Consider the following 26,953-nt stretch of genomic DNA (forward strand, 5'->3'; position numbering starts at 1 on the left):
GTGAGGAAAGCCCGTGACGTCCGACCTGCTCGCCCCTCTCGACCTGGCTTTCTGGAACATGGAGTCCGACCGGCACCCCATGCACCTCGGCGCGCTCGGCCTCTTCGCCGCGCACTCGCCCACCGCCGGCGCCCACGCCGCCGACCTGCTCGCCGCCCGCGCCGCCGCCGTGCCCGGCCTGCGCATGCGCATCCGCGACGTCTGGCAGCCGCTCGCCTTCGGCGGCGCCACCCGGGAGAGCGCCCCCGACTTCGACCCGCTCGACCACGTACGGCTGCACGCCCCGACCGCCGACTTCCACGCCGCCGCCGGCCGGCTGATGGAGCGCCCGCTGGAACGCGGCCGGCCGCCCTGGGAGGCGCACGTGCTGCCCGGCGAGGACGGCGTGTCCTTCGCGGTGCTGTTCAAGTTCCACCACGCCCTCGCCGACGGACTGCGCGCACTGAAGCTCGCCGCCGGCATCCTCGACCCCGTGGAGCTGCCCGAGCGCGCGCCCCGCGCCGCCGAGCCGCCGCGCGGCCTGCTGTCCGACGTGCGCCGGCTGCCCGGACTCGTCCCCGAGCTGGTCAAGGGCGCCCTGTCCGACGCGGGCCGGGCCCTGGAGATCGGGGCCTCGCTGGCCCGGTCGACCTTCGGCATGCGGCCGACCTCCGCGCTGGCATCCGCGCCCAGCGGCACCCGCCGCACCGCCGGGGTCGTCCTCGACATCGACGACGTGCACCGGGTGCGCAAGAGCGCCGGCGGCACCGTGAACGACGTCCTCGTCGCCGTCGTCGCCGGCGCCCTGCGCCGCTGGCTGGAGGAGCGCGGCGACGCCAGCGAGGGTGTGGCGCCCCGCGCGCTGATCCCCGTCTCCCGGCGCCGCCCGCGCGCCGCGCATCCGCAGGGCAACCGGCTCTCCGGGTACTTGATACCGCTTCCGGTCCACGACCCCGATCCGCTCGGCCGTCTCGACACCGTGCGCACCGCGATGGTCCGCAACAAGGACGCGGGGCCCAACCGGGGCGCCGGCGCGGTCGCCCTGCTCGCCGACCACGTTCCCGCGCTCGGGCACCGGCTCGGCGGGCCGCTGGTCGGCCAGGCGGCCCGGCTGTGGTTCGACATCCTCGTCACCAGCGTGCCGCTGCCGGGGCTCGGGCTGCGCCTCGGCGGTCACGAGCTGACCGAGGTGTACCCGCTGGCTCCGCTCCCGCCCGGACAGGCGCTGGCGGTGGCGATCTCCACGTACCGCGGGCACGTGCACTACGGGCTGGTCGCCGACGCCGAGGCCGTGCCGGATCTGGACCGGTTCGCCCACGCGGTGTCGGCCGAGCTGGAGACGCTGCTGAGGGTCTGCGGGCACTGAGGCCGGGCCCGCGGCCCGCAGCCGGGAACGGCTCATTTGGTGCTGGGGCCGTGCGCTCCGTAAAATTCCCCGTTCGAAAGCGGGCGCGAGTCGGAGCGCTGCGCGGGTGATCAGGGAAACGGCAGCGCGATGACGGTGACAGAGGACGGGTCTGCGTCCATGGAGGTCCCCATGGACGTCCCCACGGACGCCTTTATGGACGAGGTGGTCCACGGGCCCGGTATCGACCCCGAGCGGCTGGCCGTCTGCCTGGGGGTGCTCGAGGAGCTGGACCGGCTCGACGTCGACCACCCCGACGCGATCAGGGTGCGCCGGGCCACCTCGCACATCTACCGCACGGTCAAGCAGCGCCGCCGCCAGGAGCGCCGGGCCGCCAAGACCGCGCACGACCGCGCCGTCACCGAGGCCACCGCCACCGGCTCCGCCGAGCGCATCGACGACGAGACCGAGGGCGTCCTGCCCTCCTCCAAGGTCGACGAGGGCCGGATCGCGGGCATACTCCAGCGACCGCGCTCCTGCTACATCTGCAAGCAGCGCTACGTCGAGGTCGACTACTTCTACCACCAGCTCTGCCAGCGGTGCGCCGACGAGAACCGCGCCCGGCGCGACGCCCGCGCCGACCTCACGGGCAAGCGCGCCCTGCTCACCGGCGGCCGGGCCAAGATCGGCATGTACATCGCGCTGCGCCTGCTGCGCGACGGCGCCCACACCACGATCACGACGCGCTTCCCGAACGACGCCATCCGCCGGTTCAAGGCCCAGCCCGACAGCGACGAGTGGATCCACCGGCTGAAGATCGTCGGCATCGACCTGCGCGACCCCGCCCAGGTCGTCGCCCTCGCCGACTCCGTCACCGCCGAGGGTCCGCTCGACATCCTGATCAACAACGCGGCCCAGACGGTACGGCGCTCCCCGCAGGCGTACAGCGAACTGCTCGGCGCCGAGTCCGCCCCGCTGCCCGCCGGTGAACTCCCGGCCGCCGAGGTGATCGGCACCTTCGGCTCCGGTGCGGTCGCCCAGCTGCCGGTCGCCGGCGGCGGCGCGCTGACCGCCCAGGACGTCACCGGTCTCGCGCTGGTCTCCGGCTCGGCGTCGCTGGAGCGCATCGCGGCCGGTACGGCGATCGACGCCGGCGGTCTGGTGCCCGACCTGCACGACACCAACAGCTGGGTCCAGACGGTGGAGGAGGTGACCCCGGTCGAGCTGCTCGAGGTCCAGCTCTGCAACTCCACGGCCCCGTTCATCCTCATCAGTCGGCTGCGTCCGGCGATGGCCGCGGCCAAGTCCCCCCGCACCTACATCGTGAACGTCTCCGCCATGGAAGGTGTCTTCGACCGCGGTTACAAGGGCGCCGGCCACCCGCACACCAACATGGCCAAGGCCGCCCTGAACATGCTCACGCGCACCAGCGCCCAGGAGATGTTCGAGAAGGACGGCATCCTGATGACGGCCGTGGACACCGGCTGGATCACCGACGAGCGCCCTCACCCGGACAAGGTGCGCCTCGCCGAGGCCGGCTTCCACGCCCCTCTGGACCTGGTCGACGGCGCTGCCCGCGTCTACGACCCGATCGTGCGCGGCGAGGCGGGCGAGGACCTGTACGGCGTCTTCATGAAGGACTACGCACCCGGCAAGTGGTGACCGGCGCAGGTGCCGTGCCCGGCACCGGAGGACGCCACCCGGACGGCCGTCACCCCGACGGCCGTCTTGGCGTCGGCCGTCACCCTGAGGACCGTCATCCGTCACCCCGACGGCTGTCGCCCGTACGGCTGTCACCCGTAGGGCCGTCGCGCGGACGGCCGTCAGTCCACCGCGCCGAGCCGCGCGTGCCGGGCCGCCACCAGTTCCAGCACCGTGCGCCAGTCCTCCAGTACGCCCGCGTCGAAGCCCGCCGTCCGGGCCTCCTCGGCCGCCTGACGCAGCCGCGGTACGTCCTCATCGGCGGGGAACGCCTCCCCGCGCACCAGCCGGTACACCCGTTCCCCGAGCAGGGAGCGCACCGCTCCGGCCGCCCTGCGGGCGCGCGCCGCCTCGTCGCCCGGGCCCAGCAACGGCCCGATGCCGTGCACCAGGGCCGCCACCTGAAGCTCCTTGTCGGCGGGACGGCCGCGGCGCAGCAGCGCCGCGGTCCGCAGCGCGTGCCGGTGCGGGCCGGCGTACAGCAGGTCCATCAGCTCCTCGACGCTGCGCAGCTCCATGCGTCAGTCCTCTCGCGAGTCAGCCGTTGCCGCGCCAGCAGAGCATGACGAGCTTGCCGTCCGGCCAACGGCGCCTGAACTGCGCCGGGTCCGCACGGGCGGACACGGGCCGACCCGGCGACGGGTGCGCCGATGTAAGCCGAGTGGGTGATTGACCGGGGCGCACGAGTGATGCGCTTTGCGTCAAAAGGCCTCATATTGAGGGGTATTGGTAGCCAGGCGAAGCGTATTGGTTACACCATGTTTTCACTCCCTATCGAGCGGATGACTGCTCATTTGGTTAATCTGAGGTGGACGGACAGCAGCACGGGGTCCCACCCACACCCATCGTCCGTCCTGGGGTGAGCCGGTCGACAACGGCCTGCTCCGTCTTGAGGTACCGGCGCCACCGCGTCCGAACTGGCCTTCCATCCAGACCCGAACGGGCGTCGAACGCCGGAGCGCAGACCGTCCGGTACGCCCCGAGGGTGACCGACACATAAGGAGTGCGCGGTGACACCGGAGAAGACGAATCGCGAACAGCGCCCCAAGGAACGCTCGGAGCGCGCGGGCCGCCGGCCCGGAGAACTCGGCAGCCTGGACGTGTGGGCCCGGTCCGCCCCCATCCGCCTCGCGGGTTACGAGGACGACCTCGCCGAGCCCCACATCCTGCCGAGCGTGGACTGACCCCCGGGCCGGACCCGTCGCGATCGCCGCACGCATGGGCGTGGCAGACTCACGCCCATGCCGATCAGAGAAGCCGCGGCCGCGGACTGGCCGCGGATCTGGCCTTTCTGGCACCGGATCGTCGCCGGCGCCGAGACCTACACCTGGGACCCCGACACCACCGAGGAAGCCGCCCGCGCCCTGTGGATGGACCCGGCCAAGCGGGTCTACGTCGCCGAGGACCCGGCCGGAACCGTGGTCGGCTCCGCCTACCTCACCCCCAACTACGGCGGCCCCGCCGCCCGCGTGGCCAACGCCGGTTTCATGGTCGACCCGGACCACACCGGCCGGGGCGTCGGCCGCGCACTCGCCGAGCACGTCCTGGCCGAGGCCCGCACCCACGGCTACCGTGCGATGGTCTTCAACGCCGTGGTCGAGACGAACCCGGCCGTCGGGCTCTGGACCTCCCTCGGCTTCACCATCCTCGGCACCGTCCCGGGGGCCTACGAACACCCCCGGCACGGCCGCGTCGGCCTGCACATCATGTACCGGGCCCTGGACTGAACGCTACGGCCGGTCCGGCACGGGTGCCGTCCGCCGCCACGGGCTCAGCTCCTCCAGTTCCTGCGCCAGCTCCAGCAGGACGGCCTCCGTCCCCGGGCGGCCCACGAGCTGGACGGCGCACGGCGCACCGGAGGGCAGGGTGCCGAACGGGACGGACATCGCGGGCCAGCCCGTCAGGTTCCACGGCGGCGTGAACGGCGAATACGCCGTGTTGGCGAGGACGTTACGCAGCCAACCGCGCTCGTGCCACGGTCCGGCCTGCGGGGAACGGCGGGCCAGCGCCGGGGTGAGCAGGACGTCGTACGCGGTGAAGAAGGGGGTCAGCCGGGCGCGCAGCCGCTCGCGGGCGTCGCCGGTGCGGACCGGGCCGACGAAGCGGCGGCCCACGCTCGCGTGCACCCGGGTCCGGCGGGCCAGCCGCGCCCGGTCCAGGCCCTCGGCGTCCACCGCCGTCCCGGCCGTCCAGTGCTGGAGCGCCGTCACCCCCAGCGACAGCGGGTACGGCGGCTCGGCCCGCCGCACCTGGTGCCCGGCCCGCGCCAGCACGCCGGCGGCCTCCCGGACCACGGTCCGGTACGGCCGGCTGACGCTCACTCCGGCGAGCGGGCTGCGCACGGCGGCGGCGATCCTCCGCGGCGTCCGCTCCGCCCGGCCCTCGAACCCCGCGTCCGCGAGGACCGCCAGCATCAGCCGCAGATCCCCGACCGTCGTGGCCAGCGGGCCGTTCTCCGACATGCCGAACCAGTCGCCGTTGCCGATCCCCGCCGGGACCACGCCGTGCCCCGGCTTCAGCGTGACCAGCCCGCAGTTCGCGGCCGGGATGCGCAGCGAGCCCATCCCGTCGTTGCCGAGCGCCAGTGGCACCAGACCCGCGGCGACCGCCGCCGCGCTGCCGCCGGAGGACCCGCCCGCCGTACGCGAGAGGTCCCACGGATTGCGGGCGGTGCCGAACGGGCCCTCCGTGCTGCCGAACACGCACAGCTCCGGCACGTTCGTCAGGCCCACCACCACCGCGCCGGCCGCCCGCAGCCGGGCCACCGTGACGTGGTCCTCGGCGGCCGGGGTGTCCGGGGTGGCGGGGGAGCCGTCGCGGTGCGACTCGCCCCGCACCGACAGGTTGTCCTTGACCGCCAACGGCACGCCCGCCAGCGGCAGTTCGCCCAAGTCGCCGCGGGAGGCCACCTCGTCGGCCTCGGCGAGCGCCGCCTCCGCCCGGACTTTCCGGAAGGCGCCGACCCGCCGGTCGAGCCGGTCGATCCGGGCGAGGTGATCGGCCACCACCTCGCGGGGCGTGACCCGCTTCTCGCGGACGGCGGCGGCGATCTCGACAGCGGTCCGGCCTGCCCAGCTGCTCACGGGCGCTCCTCGTTACTGATCGGTACGGACGACGGGCAGGGAGAACTCTGCCCGTTCGGGGTGCCGCACGTCGAGAGGCCGGGACGACCGTCCGGCGCGCGGGACGAGCGGGCGGCACGGTTCGAAGTGCGCGCCGTAGGGGAGCTGTACATCTCGTCGGCCCCCGCGGCCGTCACGCACCCCCGGTCACCCGCGCAGCCCCGGCCCCCGACGCAGCAACGGAGGATCCCGCATGCATGACGACCGCACTCTGGTGGAGGCCCGCCTCGGGCGCGTCCTCGCGGAACGCATCCGCCCCGCCGTGTACCCCGAGTCCGTGCCGCTCCAGGTCGCGGTGTGGCACGCGCCCGGCGAGCCCGTGCCGGTCGCGGAAGGCCTCGCCGCCGAGCCCGAACCGATCGCGGTGGGCGCCCGGTGGGGCGCGCCGTGGGGCACCAGCTGGTTCCGGGTGACCGGGACCGTGCCCGCGGCGTGGGCCGGGAGGACCGTCGAGGCGCTGCTGGACCTGGGCTTCGACGAGAACCTGCCCGGGTTCCAGTGCGAGGGCCTCGTCCACCGGCCCGACGGCACCCCCGTGAAGGGCCTCAACCCGCGCAACCAGTGGGTGCGCGTCGGCGCCCCCGTCGCGGGCGGCGAGCGGGTGCGCCTGCACATCGAGGCCGCCTCCAACCCGGTCATCCTGGGCCACCACGCCTTCCGGCCCACCCCGCTCGGCGACAGGGACACCGCCGGGCAGGAGCCGCAGTACACGCTCACCCGCATGGATCTCGCCGTCTTCGACGAGAACGTGTGGCAGCTGGTGCAGGACCTGGAGGTGCTCGGCGAGCTGATGGCCGAGCTGCCCGTGGACTCGGCGCGTCGCTGGGAGATCCTGCGCGCGGTCGAACGCGCCCTGGACGCCGTCGACCTCCAGGACGTGAACGGCACCGCCGGCCGGGCGCGGGCGCGGCTGACCGGGGTGCTGTCCGCGCCCGCCGTGCCGTCCGCGCACCGGATCAGCGCCGTCGGGCATGCGCACATCGACTCGGCGTGGCTGTGGCCGCTGCGGGAGACCGTCCGCAAGGTGGCCCGTACGGCGGCGAACATGACCGCGCTCGTCGAGGACGAGCCGGAGTTCGTGTTCGCCATGTCGCAGGCCCAGCAGTGGGCCTGGGTGAAGGAGCACCGGCCCGAGGTGTGGGCGCTGGTGAAGAAGGCGGTGGCTCAGGGGAGGTTCGTGCCGGCCGGCGGGATGTGGGTGGAGTCGGACACCAACATGCCCGGCTCGGAGGCGATGGCCCGGCAGTTCGTGCACGGCAAGCGGTTCTTCCTCGACGAGTTCGGCATCGAGAACCAGGAGGCCTGGCTGCCGGACACGTTCGGCTTCGCCGCGGGACTGCCGCAGATCATCAGGGCGGCCGGCTCCCGGTGGCTGCTGACGCAGAAGATCTCGTGGTCGCAGACGAACAGCTTCCCCCATCACACGTTCTGGTGGGAGGGCATCGACGGCACCAGGATCTTCACCCACTTCCCGCCCGTCGACACCTACACCTGCTCGATGACGGGCGGCGAGATCGCCCACGCGGCCCGCAACTTCAAGGAGAAGGGCAGGGCCCGGCACTCCCTCGCGCCCACCGGCTGGGGCGACGGAGGCGGTGGCACGACCCGCGAGATGGTCGCCAGGGCGGCCCGGCTCCGCGATCTCGAAGGCTCCGCGACCGTCACGTGGGAGACCCCGCGCGCGTTCTTCGAGCAGGCCGAGGCCGAGTACCCCCAGCCACCCGTCTGGGTGGGCGAGCTGTACCTCGAACTGCACCGCGCCACCCTCACCAGCCAGGCCCGCACCAAGCAGGGCAACCGGCGCAGCGAACACCTGCTGCGCGAGGCCGAACTGTGGGCGGCGACCGCGGCGGTACGCGTCGGATTCCCTTACCCGTACGAGGAGTTGGACCGAATCTGGAAAACCGTCCTGCTGCACCAGTTCCACGACATCCTGCCCGGCTCGTCCATCGCCTGGGTGCACCGCGAGGCCCGGGCGACGTACGAGCGTCTGGCCGCCGAACTGGCCGCGGTCATCGAGTCCGCCCAGCGTGCGCTGGCCGGTGACGGCATCCTCCCGCTGCTGTTCAACGCGGCCCCGCACACCCGCCACGGCGTCCCGGCGGGCGGCGCCGCCACCCCGGCCCGCAGCGGCGGAACGACGACGGTGGCGGCCCGCGCGGGCGGCGGGTTCACCCTGGACAACGGCCTGCTGCGGATCGGTGTCGACGCCCGGGGACTGGTCGTCTCCGCCCACGACCCCGCGGCCGACCGCGAGTCGATCGCCCCCGGAGCCGCCGCGAACCTCCTCCAGCTCCACCCGGACTTCCCGAACATGTGGGACGCCTGGGACGTCGACGCCTTCTACCGCAACACCGTCACCGACCTCACCGACGCCGAGTCGGTCACGGCCGGCGAGGACGGCACGTCGGTGCGGATCGTGCGTGCTTTCGGCGCGTCCCGCGTCACCCAGGTGCTGTCCCTGCCGCCGGGGGAGCGGCGGCTGCTCATCGACACCGAGGTCGACTGGCACGAGACGGAGAAGTTCCTCAAGCTGGCCTTCCCCCTCGACGTGCACGCCGAACGGTACGCCTCCGAGACCCAGTTCGGGCATGTCCACCGCCCCACGCACACCAACACCTCCTGGGAGGCGGCCCGGTTCGAGGCCTGCAACCACCGCTTCGTCCACCTGGGGGAGCCCGGCTGGGGCGTGGCGGTCGTCAATGACTCCACGTACGGCCATGACGTGACCCGTACGGTCCGCGCCGACGGTGACCGCGGTACGACGACGACGGTCCGGGTGTCGCTGCTGCGCGCCCCCCGCTTCCCCGACCCGGAGACCGACCAGGGCGTCCACCGCTTCCGGCACGCCCTGGTCCCCGGTGCCTCGATCGCCGACGCGGTCCGCGAGGGCTGGCGGATCAACCTGCCGGAACGGTGCACGACCGGTGCCCGTGAGGTCGCCCCGCTGGTCACGGTGGACGACGACGCGGTGGTCCTCACGGCCGTGAAACTCGCCGACGACGGCAGCGGGGACGTCGTCGTCCGCTTCCACGAGGCCCACGGCGGCCGGGCCCGCGCCACCCTCACCGCGGGCTTCGCGGTCGCGGACGTCACGGTGACGGACCTGCTGGAACGGCCGGGCGGCGACGGACGTCCGCCGGTGTGCGAGGGCGGGCGGATCACCGTACGGTTGCGGCCGTTCGAGCTGATGACACTGCGGCTGCGCAGGAGCTGACCGCAGACGGACGCGCGTGAGCCGGGCTCCGGCCGGTGCGCGGCGCGGCCCCGGGCGGGGTCAGCCGTCGAGCTGCGAGCGCAGCCACTGCTCCACCCCGGCGACGTGGACCGTGGCCGCCGCCCGTGCCGCCTCCGGGTCGCGGGCGGCGAGGGCGCGGTGGATGGCGGCGTGCTCGCGGCGGGTGCGGGCGAGGGCGCCGTCCCCCTGGTATCCTCTCGCCGGCCGGCACGAGCTGATCGCCGGGGTCGTCGGCCGTACCGACCTCACCCGGACCGGTGAACCGCCCCGGCCAGCCGCGTGGGCGGCAGATACTCCCGCACATACGTCCGCTCCCAGCACGCCCCCGTCTCCCGCCACTCCCGCAGGGTCGTGTAGCGGTACCGGAACAGCCGGGCCCGGACGTAGCGGGGCGGAGTGTCCGGCGGGAACGGGGAGCGCCGGAGCAGCCTGAGCGTGTCACGGTCGTTCTCCAGCAGGCGTTCCACCAGGCCGCCGAACCACTCCCCGGCGTAGCCGGGCGACAGCGCCGCGAACCACATGAGCCAGTCCAGGCGCAGATGGTAGGGGGCGAACTGGCGCGGCCAGCGCCGGGGATCGCCGGGCTTGCCCCGGAACGCGTACTCCCGCCAGTCCGAGTCCTCGCGCGGGCTGCCGTCCAGCGTGCCCTCCACCACCACCTCGTAGCGGACCCGGCTGACACTGCCGAACGCCCCGTACGTGTTCACCAGGTGCAGCGGATCGAACGAGCGGTTCATGATCTGGCGGCGGGAGACCATGTTCACCACCGGTCGGTAGCTCAGGAACAGCAGCAGCGCGGTGACCGCGAGCACCAGCACCTCGAACCACAGCGGTGCCGGCCGCACGGACGGCACGGACCCCGGCAGCCACAACGCGGACAGGGCCAGCACGATGGTGATCCAGTTCAGCCAGGAGAAGTTGCCGGAGAGCACCAGCCACAGCTGGGTGACGATCATCAGGGCCGCCGCGGCCGAGGCGACGGGCTGCGGGGTGAAGAGCAGGACCGGTACGACCAGTTGGGTGACGTGGTTGGCCGCCGCCTCCGCCCGGTGCAGGGGCCTTGGCAGACGGTGGAAGAACCAGCTCAGCGGGCCCGGCATCGGCTGCGTCTCGTGGTGGTAGTACAGGCAGGTCAGATCCCGCCAGCACGGGTCGCCGCGCAGCTTGATCAGCCCGGCGCCGAACTCCACCCGGAACAGGATCCAGCGCAGCAGGAACAGCACGACGACGGGCGGCGCCACCTCGCCGTTGCCGAGGAACGCGGCCAGGAACCCCGTCTCCAGCAGCAGCGACTCCCAGCCGAACGCGTACCACGTCTGGCCCACGTTGACGATCGACAGATACAGCGCCCAGGGCACCAGCCACAGCAGGATCCCCGCCCACAGCGGCAGCGCGGAGTCCGCCCCGGCGAGCAGGGCCACCGACACCGCGCAACCCGCCCACGCGCAGGCCGCGAAAAACCGGTCGGAGTAGTGCAGCTGGAACAGGCTCGGGGCGCGCCGGAACCGGACCCGCGCCGTGAAGCGGGGGATCGGCAGCATGCCGCGCTCGCCCAGCAGAGCCCGGAACTGGAGGGCCGCCGACAGGAACGCGACCAGGTACACGGCGGCCAGAGCCCGCTGGAAGACCAGTCGGCTCAGCCAGTAGCCGGGTGCGGAGAACCAGTCCACGGTCGCGCGCCCTCCCGTGCGGCGCATCGACGCCGCTCTCACGATGACCTTCCCCGAGTTGCCAGCCGAACACGGGCAATGCCAACAATAGGGAGGAATTACCCGGAGTGATGCGGAGTGCACGGTGCGGATACCTTCCCGATCCATCGTCACGGCCTGCCTGCTCCCGGCCGCGCTCCTCGCCGCGGGCTGCGCGGGCACCGGCGTCAAGCAGGACCGGGTGGGCGAGGCGGTCTTCCTCCAGGCCGCCACCGACCGCGGTCCCGAGCCCTTCACCGAGACCGGGTCCGGGCCCACGGCCCCCGCCACCGGTTCCGGCCCCACCGCCCGCACCGACCCCCCGGCCGCCACCACGGGCCCGGCACCGGACCGGGCCGGGACCACGGTGCCGCCCCCCTCCGCGCCCTCCCCCCACCTCTCCGTACCGCCCCCGTCGCCCGTGCCGCCCCCGTCCGGCGTGCCGAGCGGCGGGCAGCCGTGGGCCCCGCTGCCCGCGGCGCACAGCCTGTCAGGGGCGACCCCCGGCCTGTACCGGGGCACCCCGCACGCCGCCGGCTGCGACGTCGAGCGGCACATCGGCTCGCTCGCGGCGGACCGGGTCAGGGCGGACGCCTTCGCCCACGCGGTGGGCGTCCCCGTGTCGGCCCTCCCCGGCTACCTGCGCGGACTGACCCCGGTCGCGCTGCGCCGGGACACCCGGGTCACCAGTCACGCCTACCGCGACCGGCGGGCGGCCGGATACCAGGCCGTGCTCCAAGCCGGCACCGCCGTCCTGGTCGACGACCGCGGCATGCCCCGGGTGCGCTGCGCCTGCGGCAACCCGCTGAAAGCACCCGCGGCGGCCCACGACGGGGTGGACGCCCGTGGTGCCACCTGGCCCGGCTACCGGCCGAGCCGGGTGATCGCGGTGACCCCGGCACCCAGGGCCGTCACCACCCTCACGATCGTCGACGTCGACGCCCGCGTCTGGATCGAACGGCGGACCGGCCAGGACGTCGGCCGGGACCGGGTCGTGTCCCGACCGCCACCGGCGACCGTCGACCCCGGACCCGATCCCGACCGCACCGGCCGCGCGCACACCGGCCCCCTGCCCGCCGGCGGTCCGCTGCCGACGGGCCCCGCGCCCACCGGCCCCGCTCCGGCAGGTCTCCCGCGCACCGGCCCCGCGCCCGCCGCACCGCCCTTCAGCGGGCGCCCCGGCCCGCCCGGAAGCCGACCCGCCGCCGCCCCCGGCCCGCCGGACGGCGGCGCCTGAACCCGGCCGGCGCAGCTCCCGCGCCCCCGGCAGGCACCGCCCCGGCGACGGTCGTGGCGGCGGCAGCGGGCCGGCCGAGGTGCCCGGTGGCCGGACCCGGACCTGGACCGCAGTCGAAGAATCGGACAAATGCTGGCAAGGTAGCCCCATGGCTGATCGGGGAGCGAGCGCCCTGTCACTCCCGCAGGAGTGGCCCGCCCACCCGGACCCGATCCTGGCGCTCAACCGCATGGGCAGCTTCGACTGGGACCTGGACGCCGGTCTGTTCCACATGGACGCCCAGGCCTTCGAGGTGTTCGACCTGCTGCCCGAGGAGTACGACGGCCGCCCGGAGACCCTGGCCGTCCGGGTGCCGCCGCCGGAGGCCGCCCGGCTCGACGCGGTGGTCTCCCGGGCCATCAAGGACGGCAGCGAGAACTACGGCGCCTACTTCCGCATCCGCCGCCGCGACGGCTCCGCGCGCTGGACGCACACCCAGGGCTACATCCGGCGGGACGACACCGGCCGCCCCCGCCGGGTCGTCGGCATCGTCCGGGACGCCACCGAGGAACTCGCGGACAGTGCGACCCGCAGCCACCGGGCCGCCCAGGACGAGGCCTTCCGGCAGCAGACCGGGGTCGTCCAGGTCATCTCCGCCGCCCTCGCCCACGCCCGCAGCGTCCAGGACGTCATCGACGTCCTCAAGGACACCCACGGCGTCCGCCACCTCGGCGCGGCCAGCCTGGTGATGGGCCTGGTGGAGGCCGGCCGTATCCGGCTGGTCGCCGAGGGACCCGCGGGCAGTTTCGTCCCCGGCACCCGGGTCACCCGCGTCGACGAGCCGTACCCGATGAGCGAGGTCGTCCGCACGCTCAGCCCCCGGTTCATCGAGTCCCCGGAGGAGTTCGCCGAGGGCTACCCGATCCTCTGGCCCCACCTCACCGACCTGCACATCACCTCGGCCGCCTACCTGCCCCTGATCGCCCAGGCCCGGCCGATCGGCGCGATGGGCCTGCTCTACGACGACCGGCGGGGCTTCTCCGCCGAGGAACGCGCCGTCCTCGTCGCGCTCGGCAGCAGCATCGCGCAGAGCCTCATGCGGGCCAGGCTCTACGAACAGGAGAAAGACCTCGCCCAGGGCCTCCAGCAGGCCATGCTGCCCCGCACCATCCCCCGCGTCCGCGGCGCCGACATCGCGGTCCGCTACCGCTCGGCCGCTCTCGGCCGGGACATCGGCGGCGACTGGTACGACGTCATCCCGCTGCCGGGAGGCCGGGTCGGCGCGGTCATCGGCGACGTCCAGGGCCACGACACGCACGCCGCGGCCGTCATGGGCCAGCTGCGGATCGTGCTGCGCGCCTACGCCGCCGAGGGCCACACCCCGGCCACCGTGATGGCCCGCGCCTCCGTCTTCCTCCACGAACTCGACACCGACCGGTTCGCCACCTGCCTGTACGCCCAGGCCGACCTGTCCACCGGCGTCGTCCAGATGGTCCGCGCCGGGCACATCGACCCGCTGGTCCGGCGCAACGACGGCACCTGCGGCCGGGTCCCCGTCGAGGGCGGCCTGCCGCTCGGCCTGTCCGCGGAGTTCGGGCGGCTGGAGTACCCCGTCTCCACCCTGGAACTGGACCCCGGGGACACCCTGCTGCTGTGCACCGACGGACTCGTCGAGCAGCCCGGCACCGATCTCGACGACAGCCTGCGCGGCCTCGCCACGCTCATCGGGAACGGCCCGGACGAGGTGCGCGACCTCGCCGACCGGCTGATCCGGCTGGCCGAGGAGCAGGGCGGCGACGACGACGTGGCCCTGCTCCTGCTGCGCCGCCGCGCTCCCGAGGCCGCGCGCGCCCGCGCCCGGCTCCGGCAGCATGTGGCGCCCGGCGACGCGGAGGCCCTCACCCAGGCCCGGCACATGATCCGGGCCGCGGTCCGCGCCTGGGGCGCCCGTGACCGCGCTGACGAGATCGAGCTGGTCGCCGACGAGCTGATCACCAACGCGCTGATGCATACCGAGGGCTCCGCGATCGTCACCCTGCGGGCCCTGGAGGGCAGCGACCGCAGGGTGCGCATCGAGGTCGAGGACTCCTCCAGCGCCCTGCCGCGCCGCCGGGAGGCGGGGGAGCAGGGCGTCTCCGGCCGCGGTCTGCTCCTGGTGGACCGGCTCGCCGACGTGTGGGGCGTGGAGGCGCGCGGCGGCGGCAAGGCGGTGTGGTGCGAGTTCCGGCTGCCGTAGCGGCCGGCCCGGCGCAGCGCAGGGCGTTGTCGGTACCGGGTGGCACTCTGGACGTATGCCGGAACTGCCCGAGGTAGAAGCGCTGACGGACTTCCTCACCGAGCACCTGGTCGGCCTGCGGGTGGTGCGGGTGCTGCCGGTCGCCGTCAGCGTCCTGAAGACGTACGACCCTCCGGTCACCGCCGTCGAGGGCGCCGAGGTGACGGCCGTGCGCCGGCACGGCAAGTTCCTGGACATCGGGACGGACACCGGGCTGCACCTGGTCACCCATCTGGCCCGCGCCGGCTGGCTGCACTGGCGGGACCGGCTGCCGGACGGCCCGCCGAAGCCCGGGAAGGGCCCGCTCGCGCTGCGCGTGGCGCTGGAGACGGGCGAGGGCTTCGACCTCACCGAGGCCGGCACCCAAAAGCGCCTCGCCGTGTACGTCGTCCGCGACCCGCGGGAGGTGGAGGGCATCGCCCGCCTCGGCCCGGACCCGCTCGCCGACGACTTCGACGAGGACCGGTTCGCGGCGCTGCTGAGGGACGAACGGCGTCAGCTGAAGGGTGCCCTGCGCGATCAGTCGCTGATCGCCGGCGTCGGCAACGCCTACAGCGACGAGGTCCTGCACGCCGCGCGGATGTCCCCGTTCAAGCTCGCCGCGTCCCTCACCCCGGAGGAGACCCACCGGTTGTACGAGGCCCTGCGCGGCACGCTCACCGAGGCGGTCGAGCGCTCCCGCGGTGTGGCCGCCGGGCGCCTCAAGTCGGAGAAGAGGAGCGGCCTGCGCGTGCACGGCCGCACGGGCGAACCCTGCCCGGTGTGCGGCGACACCATCCGCGAGGTGTCCTTCAGCGACTCCTCGCTCCAGTACTGCCCCACCTGCCAGACGGGCGGCAAACCCCTCGCGGACCGCCGCCTGTCCAGACTCCTGAAGTGAGCCCCGCCCGACAGCGGACCTGAGCCCGGACCGGCCACCGAAGCGGCCCCGGAACGGCCACCGAGGGGAGCCCGGACCGGCCATCGAAGCGGCCCCGGACCGTGCTGCCCCCCTGCCGCCCCGGTGCGCCCCTGCCGGCCCACGCCCACGCCACGCATGCCCCTGCTCGGCCCTTGCCGGCCCCGCGGCCCCGCCGGACCCGCTCGGGCCGTCGGCCGGGGGGCGGTGGCGTTACGGCGCGTCGACCGTGACCAGCCGTTTGCCGTCGTCCGTGCGGACCTCGTACCGGGCGATCTGGCCGGGGTGGAGCGCGGCGGCGCCCATCGCGTGGGTGGGCCGCCTGCCGTCGCCGGGGCTGGTCCAGCCGGCGACGACCTGTTCGGTGCCGTCGTGGCCGACCGCGACCAGCCGGCAGCTGTGCCGCCCGGAGCCGTCCTTGATCTCGAGCCGCAGATCGCTGCCCCAGTCCGCGTCCGCCGAGGTGACCCGCGCCCACACCCCGGTGTCCGGATCGGTCGCCGCCATGACGTGCGCGGCCGGCTCCGCGTGGCCGGCGAAGGCCACGATCCCCGGGCCGGCCACGGCCAGCGCCACCGAGGCGGCCAGGCCGTACAGCAGCCGGCGGCGCCGCGCCCGCTGCCGCCGCGCCAGCTCGCCCAGCAGCCGCTCCAGCAGCCGCGGGCCGGGCCGCGTCATGGGGTGCACGAAGCGCGGTGTGGCCCGCCGGTACAGCATCAGCTGCCGGGTCGTGGGCCCGAACCCGGTCACGTGTGCCGCGCACCGGGGGCACTCCATGAGGTGGTCCTCGAAGCGGAAGGCCTCCGCCTCGTCCAGCACGCCGAGCGCGTACGCGCCGACGTCGCGATGCCTTTCCAGGGACCTCATGCCGAATCCTCGTGCCTATGGGTGCGGGTGGGGTTACTCCTTGCTCCCACCGGTACGCAGCCCACCGCCGAATCACTCAAGCCGCGCGCAGAATCGCGGACAGAGGATTCGGAGCGGGAGGGCAGGCGGATTGGTGTGAATTCCGGTTGGTTCAGAAGAGGTGGATCGCCAGGTGCCCGAGGGGCAGTCCGAGCCGCCAGGCCGGCGTCCACACCTTCGGTCCGTCGTCCTCGCCGGACACCGCGCCACCGCCCGGCACGGCGTCCAGGTCCGGCGCGAGCAGCTCGGTCTCCTCCAGCCAGCGCCAGGCGTCCGCCGCCAGCGCCAGGTCGGGGGAGGGGGTGCCGGAGCCGGCCGACCGCTCGGCCAGCTCGGCCATGCGGGCCCCCACCCAGTCCTGCCACGGCTGGTCGTAGGCGGTCAGCGACAGCCAGTTCTCCAGCTGGGAGATCACCCGGATGCCGGAGAGTTCGCCGTCGGTGTCGGACAGGAACACGGTCAGCGCCAGCGCGTCCCGGCCGGCCCGGAACTCGAAGGACGTCGGCGGCATCAGATCGCCGGTGCGCAGCAGCTCGTCGGCGATGTACTCGGCGTACAACCAGGCCATCGGGACGGTCAGTTCACCGTCGTCGGTACCGCCCCTGCTCTCGTGACCTCTGTGCTGCATCCCTTCCTGCCCTTCCTCCGGTGCGTGCGCGCCGCCCGACCTCCGGGCCCGGCCTCCCGGGCCCGGCCCCCGCTCGGAACGCGGATGAGGACAGCCCATGCCCGCGGGGGGTCCGGCGGCAAGGCGCTTTGCCGAGTCTTGGCAAGGGTCCCGGTTTCACCGCAGGTCGGCCGTGTAACCGGGGAGGACCCGGCGCAGGGCGCGCAGCGCGTAGAACGCGCGGGACTTCACGGTACCGGGTGGGACACCCAGGGTCTGCGCCGCTTCCGCCACGCTGGCCCCGCGGAAGTACACGAGTACCAGGACGTCACGGTGCTCCGGCGTGAGTGTCTTCACAGCCTCCCGGACGTCGAGCATGGTGGCGGCCCGTTCGGCGTGGTCGGCGGTCACCCGCGCGTCCTCGGGAACCGCGTCGCCGACCTCGCGGGGCCGGGCCCGCCGGGCCCGCCGCGCGTCGATGGCGAGCCGCCGCGCGACGGTCAGCAGCCAGGGCCGTACGGAGTCGAAGCCGTCGGCGTGCAGCGCCTCGGGATGCTGCCAGGCCCGTACCAGGGTTTCCTGGACGAGGTCCTCGGCACGCTGCCGGTCCCCGTCGCAGAGCCTGAGCAGCAGAGCGAACAGGGGGCCGCCGTGCTCGCGCTGGAGTGCGGCCAGCTCGTGCCCGGCGGTCGTCGTCCCGTGGGTGAGTGAGGTTCCGGCCGTCATGGCCGTATGCCAGCGCAGGGCGCGGCCTGCGGACAGGGGGCGGGCCCGGCTGTGCGGCGGACGGTCGATCGGGTCGGCGAACGGTCGGACGAGCGGTCCTTCCGGCACCGGACGGGCTAATCAGAGCCTCCGGTCTGTTTATCCGGCACGTCAGATTCATACCCATATGCCGTCACGGCCTTGTCTGTATATACGACAACCTGGGGTGAGTTGATGATCGGACGCAGACAGCAGGTGGCCCTGGCCCTGACCGCCGTTCTCACGGCGGCGGCCGCCTGCCAGAACCACAACCGGCAGGACTCCGGCTCGCAGCAGGGGCGCCCGGCGCCCGCCGCGGCCCGCGGGTTCACCCTCGTCGCCTCCGGGGACGTGCTGCCGCACACCTCCGTGATCGAGCGGGCCTCCTACGACGCCGGCGGCAACGGCCACGACTTCCGCCCGATGCTCTCCGGTGTCGAACCGCTCGTCTCCCACGCCGACCTGGCGCTGTGTCACATGGAGACCGTCTACGGCGTCGAGGGCGCCTACAGCGGCTACCCGGCCTTCAGGTCCCCGCCGCAGATCGCCAAGGGCCTGGCCGCCACCGGCTACGACGGCTGCTCCACCGCCTCCAACCACGCCCTGGACGACGGCACCGCCGGCATCCGCCGCACCCTGGACGCCCTGGACGCGGCCGGCCTGCGGCACGCCGGAACCGCCCGCAGCGAGGCCGAGGCCCGCTCGGTGACGCTCCTGCGGGCCGGGCCGGCCAAGGTCGCCCACCTGTCGTACACCTTCGGCACCAACGGCAAACCGCTGCCGCACGGCGCGCCGTGGGCGGTCAACATGATCGACGCGGACCGGATCATCGCCGACGCCCGCGTCGCCCGGCGGGCCGGCGCCGACGTGGTGGTCCTGTCCATGAACTGGGGCACCGAATGGCAGGACGAACCCGACCGGCTCCAGCTCACCCTCGCCCAGCGGCTCACCGCCTCCGCCACCGCCGGGCGCCCCGACATCGACCTGATCCTGGGCACCCACGCCCACGTCCCGCAGGCGTACGAGAAGGTCAACGGCACCTGGGTGATCTACGGTATGGGCGACCAGATCGCCGGCGAGATGTACAACCGCGAGGGCGCCCAGGACCCGCGCGGCAACGAGTCCACGCTCGGCCGCTTCACCTTCGCCCCGCCCGACCGGCCGGGCGGGGCCTGGCGGGTCACCAAGGCCGAGTTCGTCCCGCAGCTGTACGACCTCGACGCCGGCCGGGTCGTCGACCTGAGCCGGGCCGTCGCCCAGGGCGCCGACCTCGAAGGGGTGCGCGACCGGATCCGGGACGTGGTGCTCAGCCGCGGGGCCGGCCAGGACGGCCTGGTCATGGCCGAGTGATCACTCGGCGGGTTGCCGCGCGGCGAGCGCCGAATGCCGGTAGGAGTAGCCGAAGTAGATCACGCAGCCGATCACGAACCACACCGCGAACCGGACCCAGGTCTGCCACTGGAGGCGCGTGACCAGCCAGACGGAGAAGAAGATGCCCAGGGCGGGCAGGAACGGCATCCACGGGGTGCGGAAGGCGCGCGGCAGCTCCGGCCGCCGGTAGCGCAGCACGATCACCGCCGCGCACACCACCACGAACGCCAGCAGGATGCCGATGTTGGTCAGTTCGGCCACCTCGGCGATCGGGAGGAACCCGGCGATGGCCGCCGAGGCCGCCCCGACGATCCAGGTGACCCGGGTCGGCACGTGCCGGGTGGGGTGCGTCTTGGCGAACCAGCGCGGCAGCAGCCCGTCCCGGGACATGGAGAACCACACACGGGTCACACCCAGCATGAAGGTGAACATCACGGTGAGGATGCCGATGATCGCGCCGACCGCGATCACGTCCGCCAGCGCGCCGAGCCCGACCGACTTGAACGCCGTGGAGAAGCCGCTCTCCTTGTCGATGTCCCGGTAGTTCTGCATGCCGGTCAGCACCAGACAGGCCGCCACGTACAGCACCATCGAGATCGCCAGCGAGTAGATGATCGCCTTCGGCATGTGCCGCTGCGCGTCCTTCGACTCCTCGGCCGCCGTGGACATCGCGTCGTAGCCGAACACCGCGAAGAACACGAGCGCCGCGCCGTCGAACGCGCCGCCGAGGCCGTACGGGAAGAACGGGTGGTAGTTCCCGCTGTCGATGTGGAACGCGCCCACGACGATCACCAGCAGCACCACCAGCACCTTCAGAGCCACCACGAAGGTCTCGAAGCGGGCCGCGCTGCGCATGCCCAGGTTCAGCAGCCAGGCGATGAACAGGCAGAGCACCATCGCGAACAGGTCGACGCGGTGCCCTTGCCCGGTGCCGGGCGCGCCCAGCATCCAGTCCGGCAGCTGCGCGCCCATGTCCGTCACCAGGAAGCCGAAGTAGCCGGAGATGCCGATCGCCACCACCGCCACGATCGCGGTGTACTCCAGCAGCAGGTCCCAGCCGATGAACCAGCCCGCGAACTCGCCCAGCACCGCGTAGCCGTACGTGTACGCCGAACCGGCCTTCGGGATCATCCCGGCGAACTCGGCGTACGACAGGGCCGCGCAGGCGCTCGCGAGACCGGCGATCAGGAAGGAGATCACCACCGCCGGCCCGGCCGTACCGTTGGCCACCGTACCGGCGAGGGTGAAAATGCCCGCGCCGATGATGCCGCCCACCCCGATCGCGGTGAGCTGCCACAGCCCGAGCGACCTCTCCAGCCGGGGGCCCTGGGTGACCTCGGTGTCCTCGATGTGTTCGATGGGTTTGCGGCGGAGAATGCCCTCACCCGCGCGGATCCTGTCCATGCGCCTCACCTCTTCGCCGACGGCAAACGGCTGACGCCGGATCATGATGGCTCAGGGCCGCCCCGCAGGGAAGACGCCACGCACGTCCCAGGACCGAGTCCACACGGGGCTGCGGACGGCGCCCGCGCACGACCCGGGACGGAGCCCGCGTGCGGGGTTGCCGGGCGACGGCAGCTCGCCGGCGGCCGGCGGGAGGCCTGCCCGTCGCGACGGCCGCCGCCCGCTCCTGCCGCGGTTACGGTACGACCGTCACCGGCCAGCGTCCCGCCTTCACCAGCCGGACCGCCACCGAACCGATGATCCGGTGTCCGGCCTGCTCCGAGGCACCCACCACCACCGCGTCCGCCTTCAGCTCGTCGGCCGCGGTCACCAGACCGGTGTAGGGGTCGCCGCGGAAGGTGTGGAACTCCCAGCGCACCTCGAATATCCCCTTGAGCCGCTCGGCGGCCTCCCGGATCTGCGCCACCAGCTCGTCGGCGATCTCGTCGGTGGTCTCCGCCACCGGCGCCCCGAGCGCCGCGCCGGCCGCGAGCACCGGCTGCACGTACACCACCGCGAGCAGCGCGTGCTGGCGCCGGGCCAGTCCACCCGCGTACGCGGCGGCGCGCATCGAGGAGTCCGAGCCGTCCACCCCGACCAGGACGACCTTCGGCCCGTCCGTGCCCCGCTCGAACTGATGCGAGCGCTGTTCGTGCTGTTCCGTCACGGCCGTGAGGCTATCGGAACCACTCCCTCCCACCGCGAAGCGGGGCCCCGCGCCCGGTCCGCACCGCCGGGCGGCACCGGCCGTTCGACGCGCGGGCCGTGCCGCCCCTTCCTACAGTCGGAACCATGACTGCCAGCGCGGAGCCCGCCGCACCGAGGGGCGCCCCCGCCCCGGCCCCCCCGCCCGCCGGCGGACGCCTCGGCTGGGTCCCGGAGGCCTTCGGCGCCCTCTTCGCCGCTCTCGGCCTGCTGTGCGCCCTGCTCGCGTTCATCCCTCCGCTGCGCCGCCTGCTCCTCCCGGCCGTCCGCGCCCTCGACCTGTTCCTCGTCCCCATCAGCGCCAACCTGGCCTACGCCGTCTTCCTGTTCCTGCTGGCCGGTGCCACCGCCGCCCGCAAGAAGGTCGCCTGGTGGCTGGTCGTCGTCTACCTCGGGCTGCTCGTCCTCACCGACGCGCTCGGCGCGGCCGCCGGGCTGGACGCCGACTCACTGCCCTCCCTCGTGCTGTGCGCGCTGCTGCTGCTCCTGCTGCTGGCGGCCCGCCGGGAGTTCTACGCCGCCTCCCGGCGCGGTGCCGTGCTCCGGGCGCTCGCCGTGCTGGCGGCCGGGCTGGTCGTGGCGATCCTGCTCGGCTGGGCTCTGGTGCTGCTGTTCCCGGGCACCCTCCCGGCGGGCCAGCACCTCGCCTGGGCGGCCGACCGGGTGTGCGGCGGGCTCGTCGCCAACAGCTCCTTCGGCGGCCGGCCGCCGCACCGGGTCACCTTCGCGCTCGGCCTGCTCGGCGCCCTCGCCCTGCTCAACGCGGCGGCCACGCTGTTCCGCTCCCAGCGCCTGGAAGCCGCCCTGCACGGCGACGAGGAAGCCCGCATCCGCGCCCTGCTGACCGCGTACGGCAACCGGGACTCCCTCGGGTACTTCGCCACCCGGCGCGACAAGGCCGTCGTCTTCTCGCCCAGCGGCAAGGCCGCCGTCACCTACCGCGTCGAGGCCGGCGTCTGCCTGGCCAGCGGCGACCCCGTCGGCGACCCGGAGGCCTGGCCGCCGGCCATCGCCGCCTGGCTGGACCTGGCCCGCCGGTACGCCTGGGCGCCCGCCGTGATGGGCGCCTCCGAGGACGGCGCCCGCGCCTACGCCCGCGCCGGACTCGGCGCCCTCCAGCTCGGCGACGAGGCGATCCTGCACATCCCCGGCTTCGACCTCGACGGCCGCGACATGCGGGTCACCCGGCAGGCCGTGAACCGGGTCCGCCGTACCGGCGCCACCTGCCGGGTCCGCCGTCACGCCGTCCTCACCCCGGTGGAGATGGAGGAGATCGTCCGCAAGGCCGACGCCTGGCGCGACACCGAGACCGAACGCGGCTTCTCCATGGCCCTGGACCGGCTCGGCGACCCGGCCGACGGCGACTGCCTGCTCGTGGAGGCCCTCGGCGACGACGGCCGGCTCCTCGCCCTGCTCTCCTTCGTCCCCTGGGGCCGGGACGGCGTCTCCCTGGACCTGATGCGCCGTGACCGGACCGCCCCCAACGGCGTGATGGAGTTCATGGTCGCCGAACTGTGCGCCGCCGCCCCGAAGCTGGGCGTGCGCCGGATCTCCCTGAACTTCGCCGTCTTCCGGTCCGTCTTCGAGGAAGGCGCCCGGATCGGCGCCGGACCCGTCCTCAGGCTCTGGCGCCGCCTGCTGCTGTTCTTCTCCCGCTGGTGGCAACTGGAGGCGCTGTACCGCTCCAACGCCAAGTACCGCCCCGAGTGGTACCCCCGCTTCATCTGTTACGCCGACACCGCCTCCCTCGCCCGCATCGGCCTCGCCTCCGGCATCGCCGAGGGATTCGTGTCCGTACCGTCCCTGCGCAAACTCTGGGGAAAGGGGCACCCGAACACCGGACAGCGGCCCGCCACCGCCGAGGGGCTGCCGTCCCTGACGGCGCTCGGCCCGGACGGAGGGGACCGGGCCGGGCCCGCGACCCCGGACGCGGGCCTGCCCGACCAGGTCCGCGTCCGGCACCACACACTCGACCGGCTGCGCGCCACCGGCACCGACCCCTACCCGGTCGCCACCGCCGCCCCCACCCACGCCCTCGCCGACGTACCGCCCGGCACGGACGTCACCGTCGCCGGACGCGTCATGCTGGTCCGGGACCTCGGGGGCATCGTCTTCGCCGTGCTGCGCGACTGGTCCGGCGACCACCAGATCGCCCTCACCCGCGACGGCTCCGGCCCCGAACTCGACCGCTTCACCGCCGACACCGACCTCGGCGACCACATCACCGCCACCGGCCACGCCCGGCCCAGCGACCGCGGCGAACCCACCGTCTTCGTCACCACCTGGCGGCTCACCGGCAAATGCCTGCGTCCGCTGCCCGACAAACGGCGTGGCCTCACCGACCCCGAGGCCAAGGTCCGCCGCCGCTACCTCGACCTCCTCACCAGCCCCGACGCCCGCGCCGTCGTCCGCGCCCGCTCCGCCGCCGTCCAGGCGCTGCGGCAGGGCCTGCTGGAGCGCGGCTACCTGGAGGTCGAGACGCCGATGCTCCAGCAGATCCACGGCGGCGCCAACGCCCGCCCCTTCACCACCCACAGCAACGCCTACGACCTCGACCTGTACCTGCGCATCGCCCCCGAGCTGTACCTGAAACGGCTGTGCGTCGGTGGTCTGGAGAGGGTCTTCGAGCTGGGCCGCACCTTCCGCAACGAGGGCGTCTCCCACAAGCACAACCCCGAGTTCACGATGCTGGAGGCCTACCAGGCCCACGCCGACTACGCCGTCATGCTCGACCTCACCCGCGAGCTGATCCAGGGCGCCGCGACCGCCGTCTTCGGCGCCCCGGTGGCCCGCAGGGACGGCAGGGAGTACGACATCTCCGGGGCGTGGCCCGTGAAGACGGTGTCCGGGGCGCTCTCCGAGGCACTCGGGGAGGACATCGGCCCCGGCACCGAACTGCTGCGGCTGCACCGGCTGTGCGACCGCGCCGGGGTGCCGTACACCCCCGACGACGGACCCGGCGACATCGTCCTGGAGATGTACGAGCGGCTGGTCGAACACCGCACCGAGCAGCCCACCTTCTACAAGGACTTCCCGACCGACGTCTCCCCGCTGACCCGGCAGCACCGCACCGACCCGCGGCTCGCCGAACGCTGGGACCTCGTCGCCTTCGGCACCGAGCTCGGCACCGCCTACTCGGAGCTGACCGACCCCGTCGAACAGCGCCGCCGGCTCACCGAGCAGTCCCTGCTGGCCGCCGGCGGCGACCCGGAGGCCATGGAACTGGACGAGGACTTCCTCCAGGCCCTGGAGTACGCGATGCCCCCCACCGGCGGCCTCGGCCTCGGCGTCGACCGGCTCGTCATGTTCCTCACCGGCCTGACCATCCGCGAGACGCTGCCCTTCCCGCTCGTCCGGCACCGCTGACCGCACCGTCCACTCGGCTGTTCGGGTGCAATCCGGCCGCCACACCGGTGGTGTTGGGGTGCGCCGGAGCCCGGCGGGGCGACTGATGAGTCATGCAGAAGGATCAGTTGCCCACACGGCGCCGGATGCTGTTCGCAGGCGCCGCCGCGCTGGGAGCCGCGGGAGCCGCGGGCGCCGTCGGCGCCGTGCTGGCGGGAGGCGGCGGAGAACCGGCCGGAACGACCGCGGCACCCGTCGCCGGCCCGCAGGCCCGCCAGGTGCTCAAGCCCTCCGCCTTCCGGCTCCAGCCCCTCACCGGATACGGTCCGCCGCGCGCCGCGCCCCGCAAGCTCAAAGTGCGCAAGGAACCCTTCCTGCGGATCCCCGGGCACGGCCGGCGCATGATGCTGACCTTCGACGACGGCCCCAACCCCAACTACACCCCGCACATCCTGGACACCCTCGCCAAGTACCACGTCCGGGCCATGTTCTTCGTGTGCGGCGAATGCGTCGTCGAGAACAGAGAGCTGCTGGCCCGGATGGCCGACGAGGGCCACGTCGTCGGCAACCACACCTGGACGCACCCGCTGCTGACCACCCTCGGCCGCAGGGAGATCCGCTCCGAGATGGAACGCACCAGCGACGTCATCGAGGACACCTACGGCGAGCGCCCCCAGTGGTTCCGCGCTCCCTACGGCGCCTGGAACCGGGCCGCCTTCCAGCTGGGCGCCGAGATGGGCATGGAACCGATGGCCTGGACCGTGGACACCACCGACTGGACGGTGCCCGGCACGGACACCATCGTCGACCAGGTGGTGCAGGGAGCCGCCCCCGGTGTCGTGGTGCTCTCCCACGACGCCGGCGGAGACCGTTCGCAGAGCGTCCGCGCGATCCGCGAGTACCTGCCCTATCTGCTGGACTCCGGCTACCACCTCACGGTGCCCCCCCGGCGCGTGTGACGCACGCCCGGGGACGCGGGACGCCCGCCCCGTCGCCCGCCCGGGCCTCGTTGGTTCAGCCGACCGAGGCCAGGCGGGCGAAGACGACCACGTTGCCTTCGTAGCCGCTCTGCTTGGAGAAATCGCCGCCGCAGGTGATGACGCGCAGTTCCGGCCTCCCCTTGGAGCCGTACACGCGGTCGCCGGGGAAGTTGTTCTTCTCGAAGACCTCGACCCCGTAGACCTCGAACACCGCGGTCCGTCCGTCCTGCCGCACGACCTCGACCCGGTTCCCCTTCTTCAGGGCCCCGAGACCGAAGAACACGGCGGGGCCCTGCTTGTTGTCGACATGGCCGACGACGACGGCGGTGCCCTTCTCGCCGGGGGACACCGCACCGGTGAACCAGCCGGCCGTGCCGGGGTTCTCCGGCGGCGGCGCGGCGACCCAGCCGTCCGCGTCGAGACCGACCGGCACGACCGGCGCGTCCACCTGGATGGCGGGGATGCGGACCCGGTCGGCGGCGGAGAACGGCAGCGTGACGGGCGGGGCGACGAAGGTGTCCGGGGCGGCGCTGGTGTCCGGGGCCGCCGCGGACGCGGGCTGCGGAGGGCCCACGTCGAACTCACCGGAACCGTTGCGCATGAGCGCCAGGCCGGTCAGCAGAACAAGCGCTATCACCCCCCAGGGCGCGCGCTTCTTGCGCCGTTCCTCCTCCTCGGCCAGTTCGGACAGCCTGGACGCAGACATTCGCCAACCCCTCTCCACGCTGCCGGCACCACGTCCCTCGCGCATGGGAAAACGCTAAGTCCCGCGCGCGCGACGGGCGACGGGGTGAGAGGCGAACGGGTGGTCCGCGGGCTTATCGGTGCGCCATCCGAGTTGCCGTTCCGAGGATTTTTCTGACGGTCCGTGACCTGCGGCAATATCAGATTGTGTGGATATCTGTCGGCGTGTCGGCTCACCAGGACGGACCATTCTCGACATGCGGGCGTGTTCCGCACGTCGGAGGGTCGGTCCGGGAGGTGCTTTCTCGCCGATCCACCGGGAACGGGACCCGGGGCGCCTTCCGCGGAGGATCACATGCGAAACCAACGTGCCCTCGCGGCGGCGTGCGCCGCGGTCGCCGCGCTCGGGCTCGCCGCCCCCGTGGCCGTCGCGGACGGCATGGGCAATGGGGGCGGGCCGAGCAGCACCGACACCACCGTCATCGTCCCGGGAACCGGCATCGGCACCGGCGCCGGCAACTGGAACGGGAATGGCAACGGCAACGGCAACGGGAACGGCCGCGGGGACGGCGGCTTCGGGAACGGCAACGGGTTCGGCAACGGGAACGGGAACGGGAACGGCCGCGGGGACGGCGGCTTCGGGAACGGCAACGGGTTCGGCAACGGGAACGGGAACGGGAACGGCCGCGGGGACGGCGGCTTCGGG

At 73.6% G+C, this 26,953-nt stretch carries 20 protein-coding genes and 2 pseudogenes; 12 read left to right on the forward strand and 10 right to left on the reverse strand.

What is annotated here, in order from left to right; genetic code table 11:
* The first annotated feature begins 13 nt into the window (after positions 1-13).
* Both AB0F03_RS19290 and AB0F03_RS19295 read left to right on the forward strand, forming a co-directional pair.
* Complete coding sequence (locus AB0F03_RS19290; RefSeq protein WP_361993106.1) at positions 14-1,345, forward strand: wax ester/triacylglycerol synthase family O-acyltransferase; 1,332 nt, start codon at positions 14-16, stop codon at positions 1,343-1,345.
* Positions 1,346-1,516: 171 nt separating this feature from the next.
* The gene (locus AB0F03_RS19295; RefSeq protein ID WP_361993108.1) at positions 1,517-2,986 is read left to right on the forward strand and encodes an SDR family NAD(P)-dependent oxidoreductase; all 1,470 of its coding nucleotides are present in this window, start codon (positions 1,517-1,519) and stop codon (positions 2,984-2,986) included.
* Positions 2,987-3,147: 161 nt separating this feature from the next.
* Here AB0F03_RS19295 and AB0F03_RS19300 read toward each other — a convergent pair whose 3' ends face one another.
* A complete protein-coding gene (locus AB0F03_RS19300; protein WP_361993111.1) occupies positions 3,148-3,543 on the reverse strand; it encodes a hypothetical protein in 396 nt (131 codons plus the stop codon).
* Positions 3,544-4,035: 492 nt separating this feature from the next.
* On the opposite strand from AB0F03_RS19300, the gene AB0F03_RS19305 reads away from it, so the two are divergent.
* Positions 4,036-4,209, forward strand: coding sequence for a hypothetical protein (locus tag AB0F03_RS19305; protein WP_356822114.1), 174 nt, complete (start codon positions 4,036-4,038; stop codon positions 4,207-4,209).
* 57 nt (positions 4,210-4,266) lie between these two features.
* The gene (locus AB0F03_RS19310; RefSeq protein ID WP_361993115.1) at positions 4,267-4,752 is read left to right on the forward strand and encodes a GNAT family N-acetyltransferase; all 486 of its coding nucleotides are present in this window, start codon (positions 4,267-4,269) and stop codon (positions 4,750-4,752) included.
* 3 nt (positions 4,753-4,755) lie between these two features.
* Here AB0F03_RS19310 and AB0F03_RS19315 read toward each other — a convergent pair whose 3' ends face one another.
* Positions 4,756-6,108 carry an amidase family protein gene (locus tag AB0F03_RS19315; protein ID WP_361993117.1) on the reverse strand — a complete coding sequence of 451 codons (1,353 nt, stop codon included), beginning with the start codon at positions 6,106-6,108 and terminating at the stop codon, positions 4,756-4,758.
* Positions 6,109-6,340: 232 nt separating this feature from the next.
* On the opposite strand from AB0F03_RS19315, the gene AB0F03_RS19320 reads away from it, so the two are divergent.
* Positions 6,341-9,364, forward strand: coding sequence for a glycoside hydrolase family 38 C-terminal domain-containing protein (locus AB0F03_RS19320; RefSeq protein WP_361993120.1), 3,024 nt, complete (start codon positions 6,341-6,343; stop codon positions 9,362-9,364).
* 60 nt (positions 9,365-9,424) lie between these two features.
* Here the strand turns inward: AB0F03_RS19320 and AB0F03_RS19325 are convergent.
* Together AB0F03_RS19325 and AB0F03_RS19330 are read right to left on the reverse strand one after the other, a co-directional pair.
* A pseudogene (locus tag AB0F03_RS19325) lies at positions 9,425-9,583 on the reverse strand (FCD domain-containing protein); the annotation flags it as partial.
* Positions 9,584-9,630: 47 nt separating this feature from the next.
* Positions 9,631-11,055, reverse strand: a complete 1,425-nt coding sequence (locus AB0F03_RS19330; RefSeq protein ID WP_361993123.1) for a lipase maturation factor family protein — start codon at positions 11,053-11,055, stop codon at positions 9,631-9,633.
* Between the two features lie 124 nt (positions 11,056-11,179).
* Between AB0F03_RS19330 and AB0F03_RS19335 the strand changes: the two genes are divergently transcribed.
* The 3 genes from AB0F03_RS19335 to AB0F03_RS19345 all read left to right on the forward strand — a co-directional run bounded on the left by AB0F03_RS19335 (position 11,180) and on the right by AB0F03_RS19345 (position 15,444).
* A complete protein-coding gene (locus tag AB0F03_RS19335; protein WP_361993126.1) occupies positions 11,180-12,310 on the forward strand; it encodes a DUF6777 domain-containing protein in 1,131 nt (376 codons plus the stop codon).
* A gap of 148 nt (positions 12,311-12,458) precedes the next feature.
* On the forward strand, positions 12,459-14,525 hold the full coding sequence (locus AB0F03_RS19340) for a SpoIIE family protein phosphatase (protein WP_361993129.1): 2,067 nt from the start codon (positions 12,459-12,461) through the stop codon (positions 14,523-14,525).
* Positions 14,526-14,580: 55 nt separating this feature from the next.
* On the forward strand, positions 14,581-15,444 hold the full coding sequence (locus AB0F03_RS19345) for a DNA-formamidopyrimidine glycosylase family protein (protein ID WP_361993131.1): 864 nt from the start codon (positions 14,581-14,583) through the stop codon (positions 15,442-15,444).
* A gap of 231 nt (positions 15,445-15,675) precedes the next feature.
* On the opposite strand, the gene AB0F03_RS19350 is transcribed toward AB0F03_RS19345, so the two are convergent.
* The 3 genes from AB0F03_RS19350 to AB0F03_RS19360 all read right to left on the reverse strand — a co-directional run bounded on the left by AB0F03_RS19350 (position 15,676) and on the right by AB0F03_RS19360 (position 17,701).
* Positions 15,676-16,329, reverse strand: coding sequence for a zf-HC2 domain-containing protein (locus AB0F03_RS19350; RefSeq protein ID WP_361993134.1), 654 nt, complete (start codon positions 16,327-16,329; stop codon positions 15,676-15,678).
* Between the two features lie 151 nt (positions 16,330-16,480).
* Positions 16,481-16,996: a hypothetical protein gene (locus AB0F03_RS19355; RefSeq protein WP_361993137.1), complete on the reverse strand. Its 516-nt coding sequence runs from the start codon at positions 16,994-16,996 to the stop codon at positions 16,481-16,483.
* 156 nt (positions 16,997-17,152) lie between these two features.
* A complete protein-coding gene (locus tag AB0F03_RS19360; RefSeq protein ID WP_361993140.1) occupies positions 17,153-17,701 on the reverse strand; it encodes a sigma-70 family RNA polymerase sigma factor in 549 nt (182 codons plus the stop codon).
* Positions 17,702-17,914: 213 nt separating this feature from the next.
* Between AB0F03_RS19360 and AB0F03_RS19365 the strand changes: the two genes are divergently transcribed.
* Positions 17,915-19,069 carry a CapA family protein gene (locus AB0F03_RS19365; protein ID WP_361993143.1) on the forward strand — a complete coding sequence of 385 codons (1,155 nt, stop codon included), beginning with the start codon at positions 17,915-17,917 and terminating at the stop codon, positions 19,067-19,069.
* Here AB0F03_RS19365 and AB0F03_RS19370 read toward each other — a convergent pair whose 3' ends face one another.
* Together AB0F03_RS19370 and AB0F03_RS19375 are read right to left on the reverse strand one after the other, a co-directional pair.
* On the reverse strand, positions 19,070-20,494 hold the full coding sequence (locus AB0F03_RS19370) for an amino acid permease (RefSeq protein ID WP_361993146.1): 1,425 nt from the start codon (positions 20,492-20,494) through the stop codon (positions 19,070-19,072).
* Between the two features lie 235 nt (positions 20,495-20,729).
* Positions 20,730-21,200, reverse strand: coding sequence for a universal stress protein (locus tag AB0F03_RS19375; RefSeq protein ID WP_361993149.1), 471 nt, complete (start codon positions 21,198-21,200; stop codon positions 20,730-20,732).
* Positions 21,201-21,325: 125 nt separating this feature from the next.
* On the opposite strand from AB0F03_RS19375, the gene lysX reads away from it, so the two are divergent.
* Together lysX and AB0F03_RS19385 are read left to right on the forward strand one after the other, a co-directional pair.
* The gene (gene lysX, locus AB0F03_RS19380) at positions 21,326-24,604 is read left to right on the forward strand and encodes a bifunctional lysylphosphatidylglycerol synthetase/lysine--tRNA ligase LysX (protein ID WP_361993152.1); all 3,279 of its coding nucleotides are present in this window, start codon (positions 21,326-21,328) and stop codon (positions 24,602-24,604) included.
* A gap of 92 nt (positions 24,605-24,696) precedes the next feature.
* Positions 24,697-25,542, forward strand: coding sequence for a polysaccharide deacetylase family protein (locus AB0F03_RS19385; RefSeq protein WP_361993155.1), 846 nt, complete (start codon positions 24,697-24,699; stop codon positions 25,540-25,542).
* Between the two features lie 55 nt (positions 25,543-25,597).
* Here AB0F03_RS19385 and AB0F03_RS19390 read toward each other — a convergent pair whose 3' ends face one another.
* Positions 25,598-26,269 (reverse strand): class F sortase, encoded by a 672-nt coding sequence (locus AB0F03_RS19390; protein ID WP_361993158.1) that lies wholly within the window; start codon positions 26,267-26,269, stop codon positions 25,598-25,600.
* A 333-nt stretch (positions 26,270-26,602) separates the two neighbouring features.
* On the opposite strand from AB0F03_RS19390, the pseudogene AB0F03_RS19395 reads away from it, so the two are divergent.
* Positions 26,603-26,953 (forward strand): annotated as a pseudogene (locus tag AB0F03_RS19395) (hypothetical protein); the annotation flags it as partial.

Source organism: Streptomyces sp. NPDC028722 (assembly GCF_040637655.1).
GTDB lineage: Bacteria > Actinomycetota > Actinomycetes > Streptomycetales > Streptomycetaceae > Streptomyces.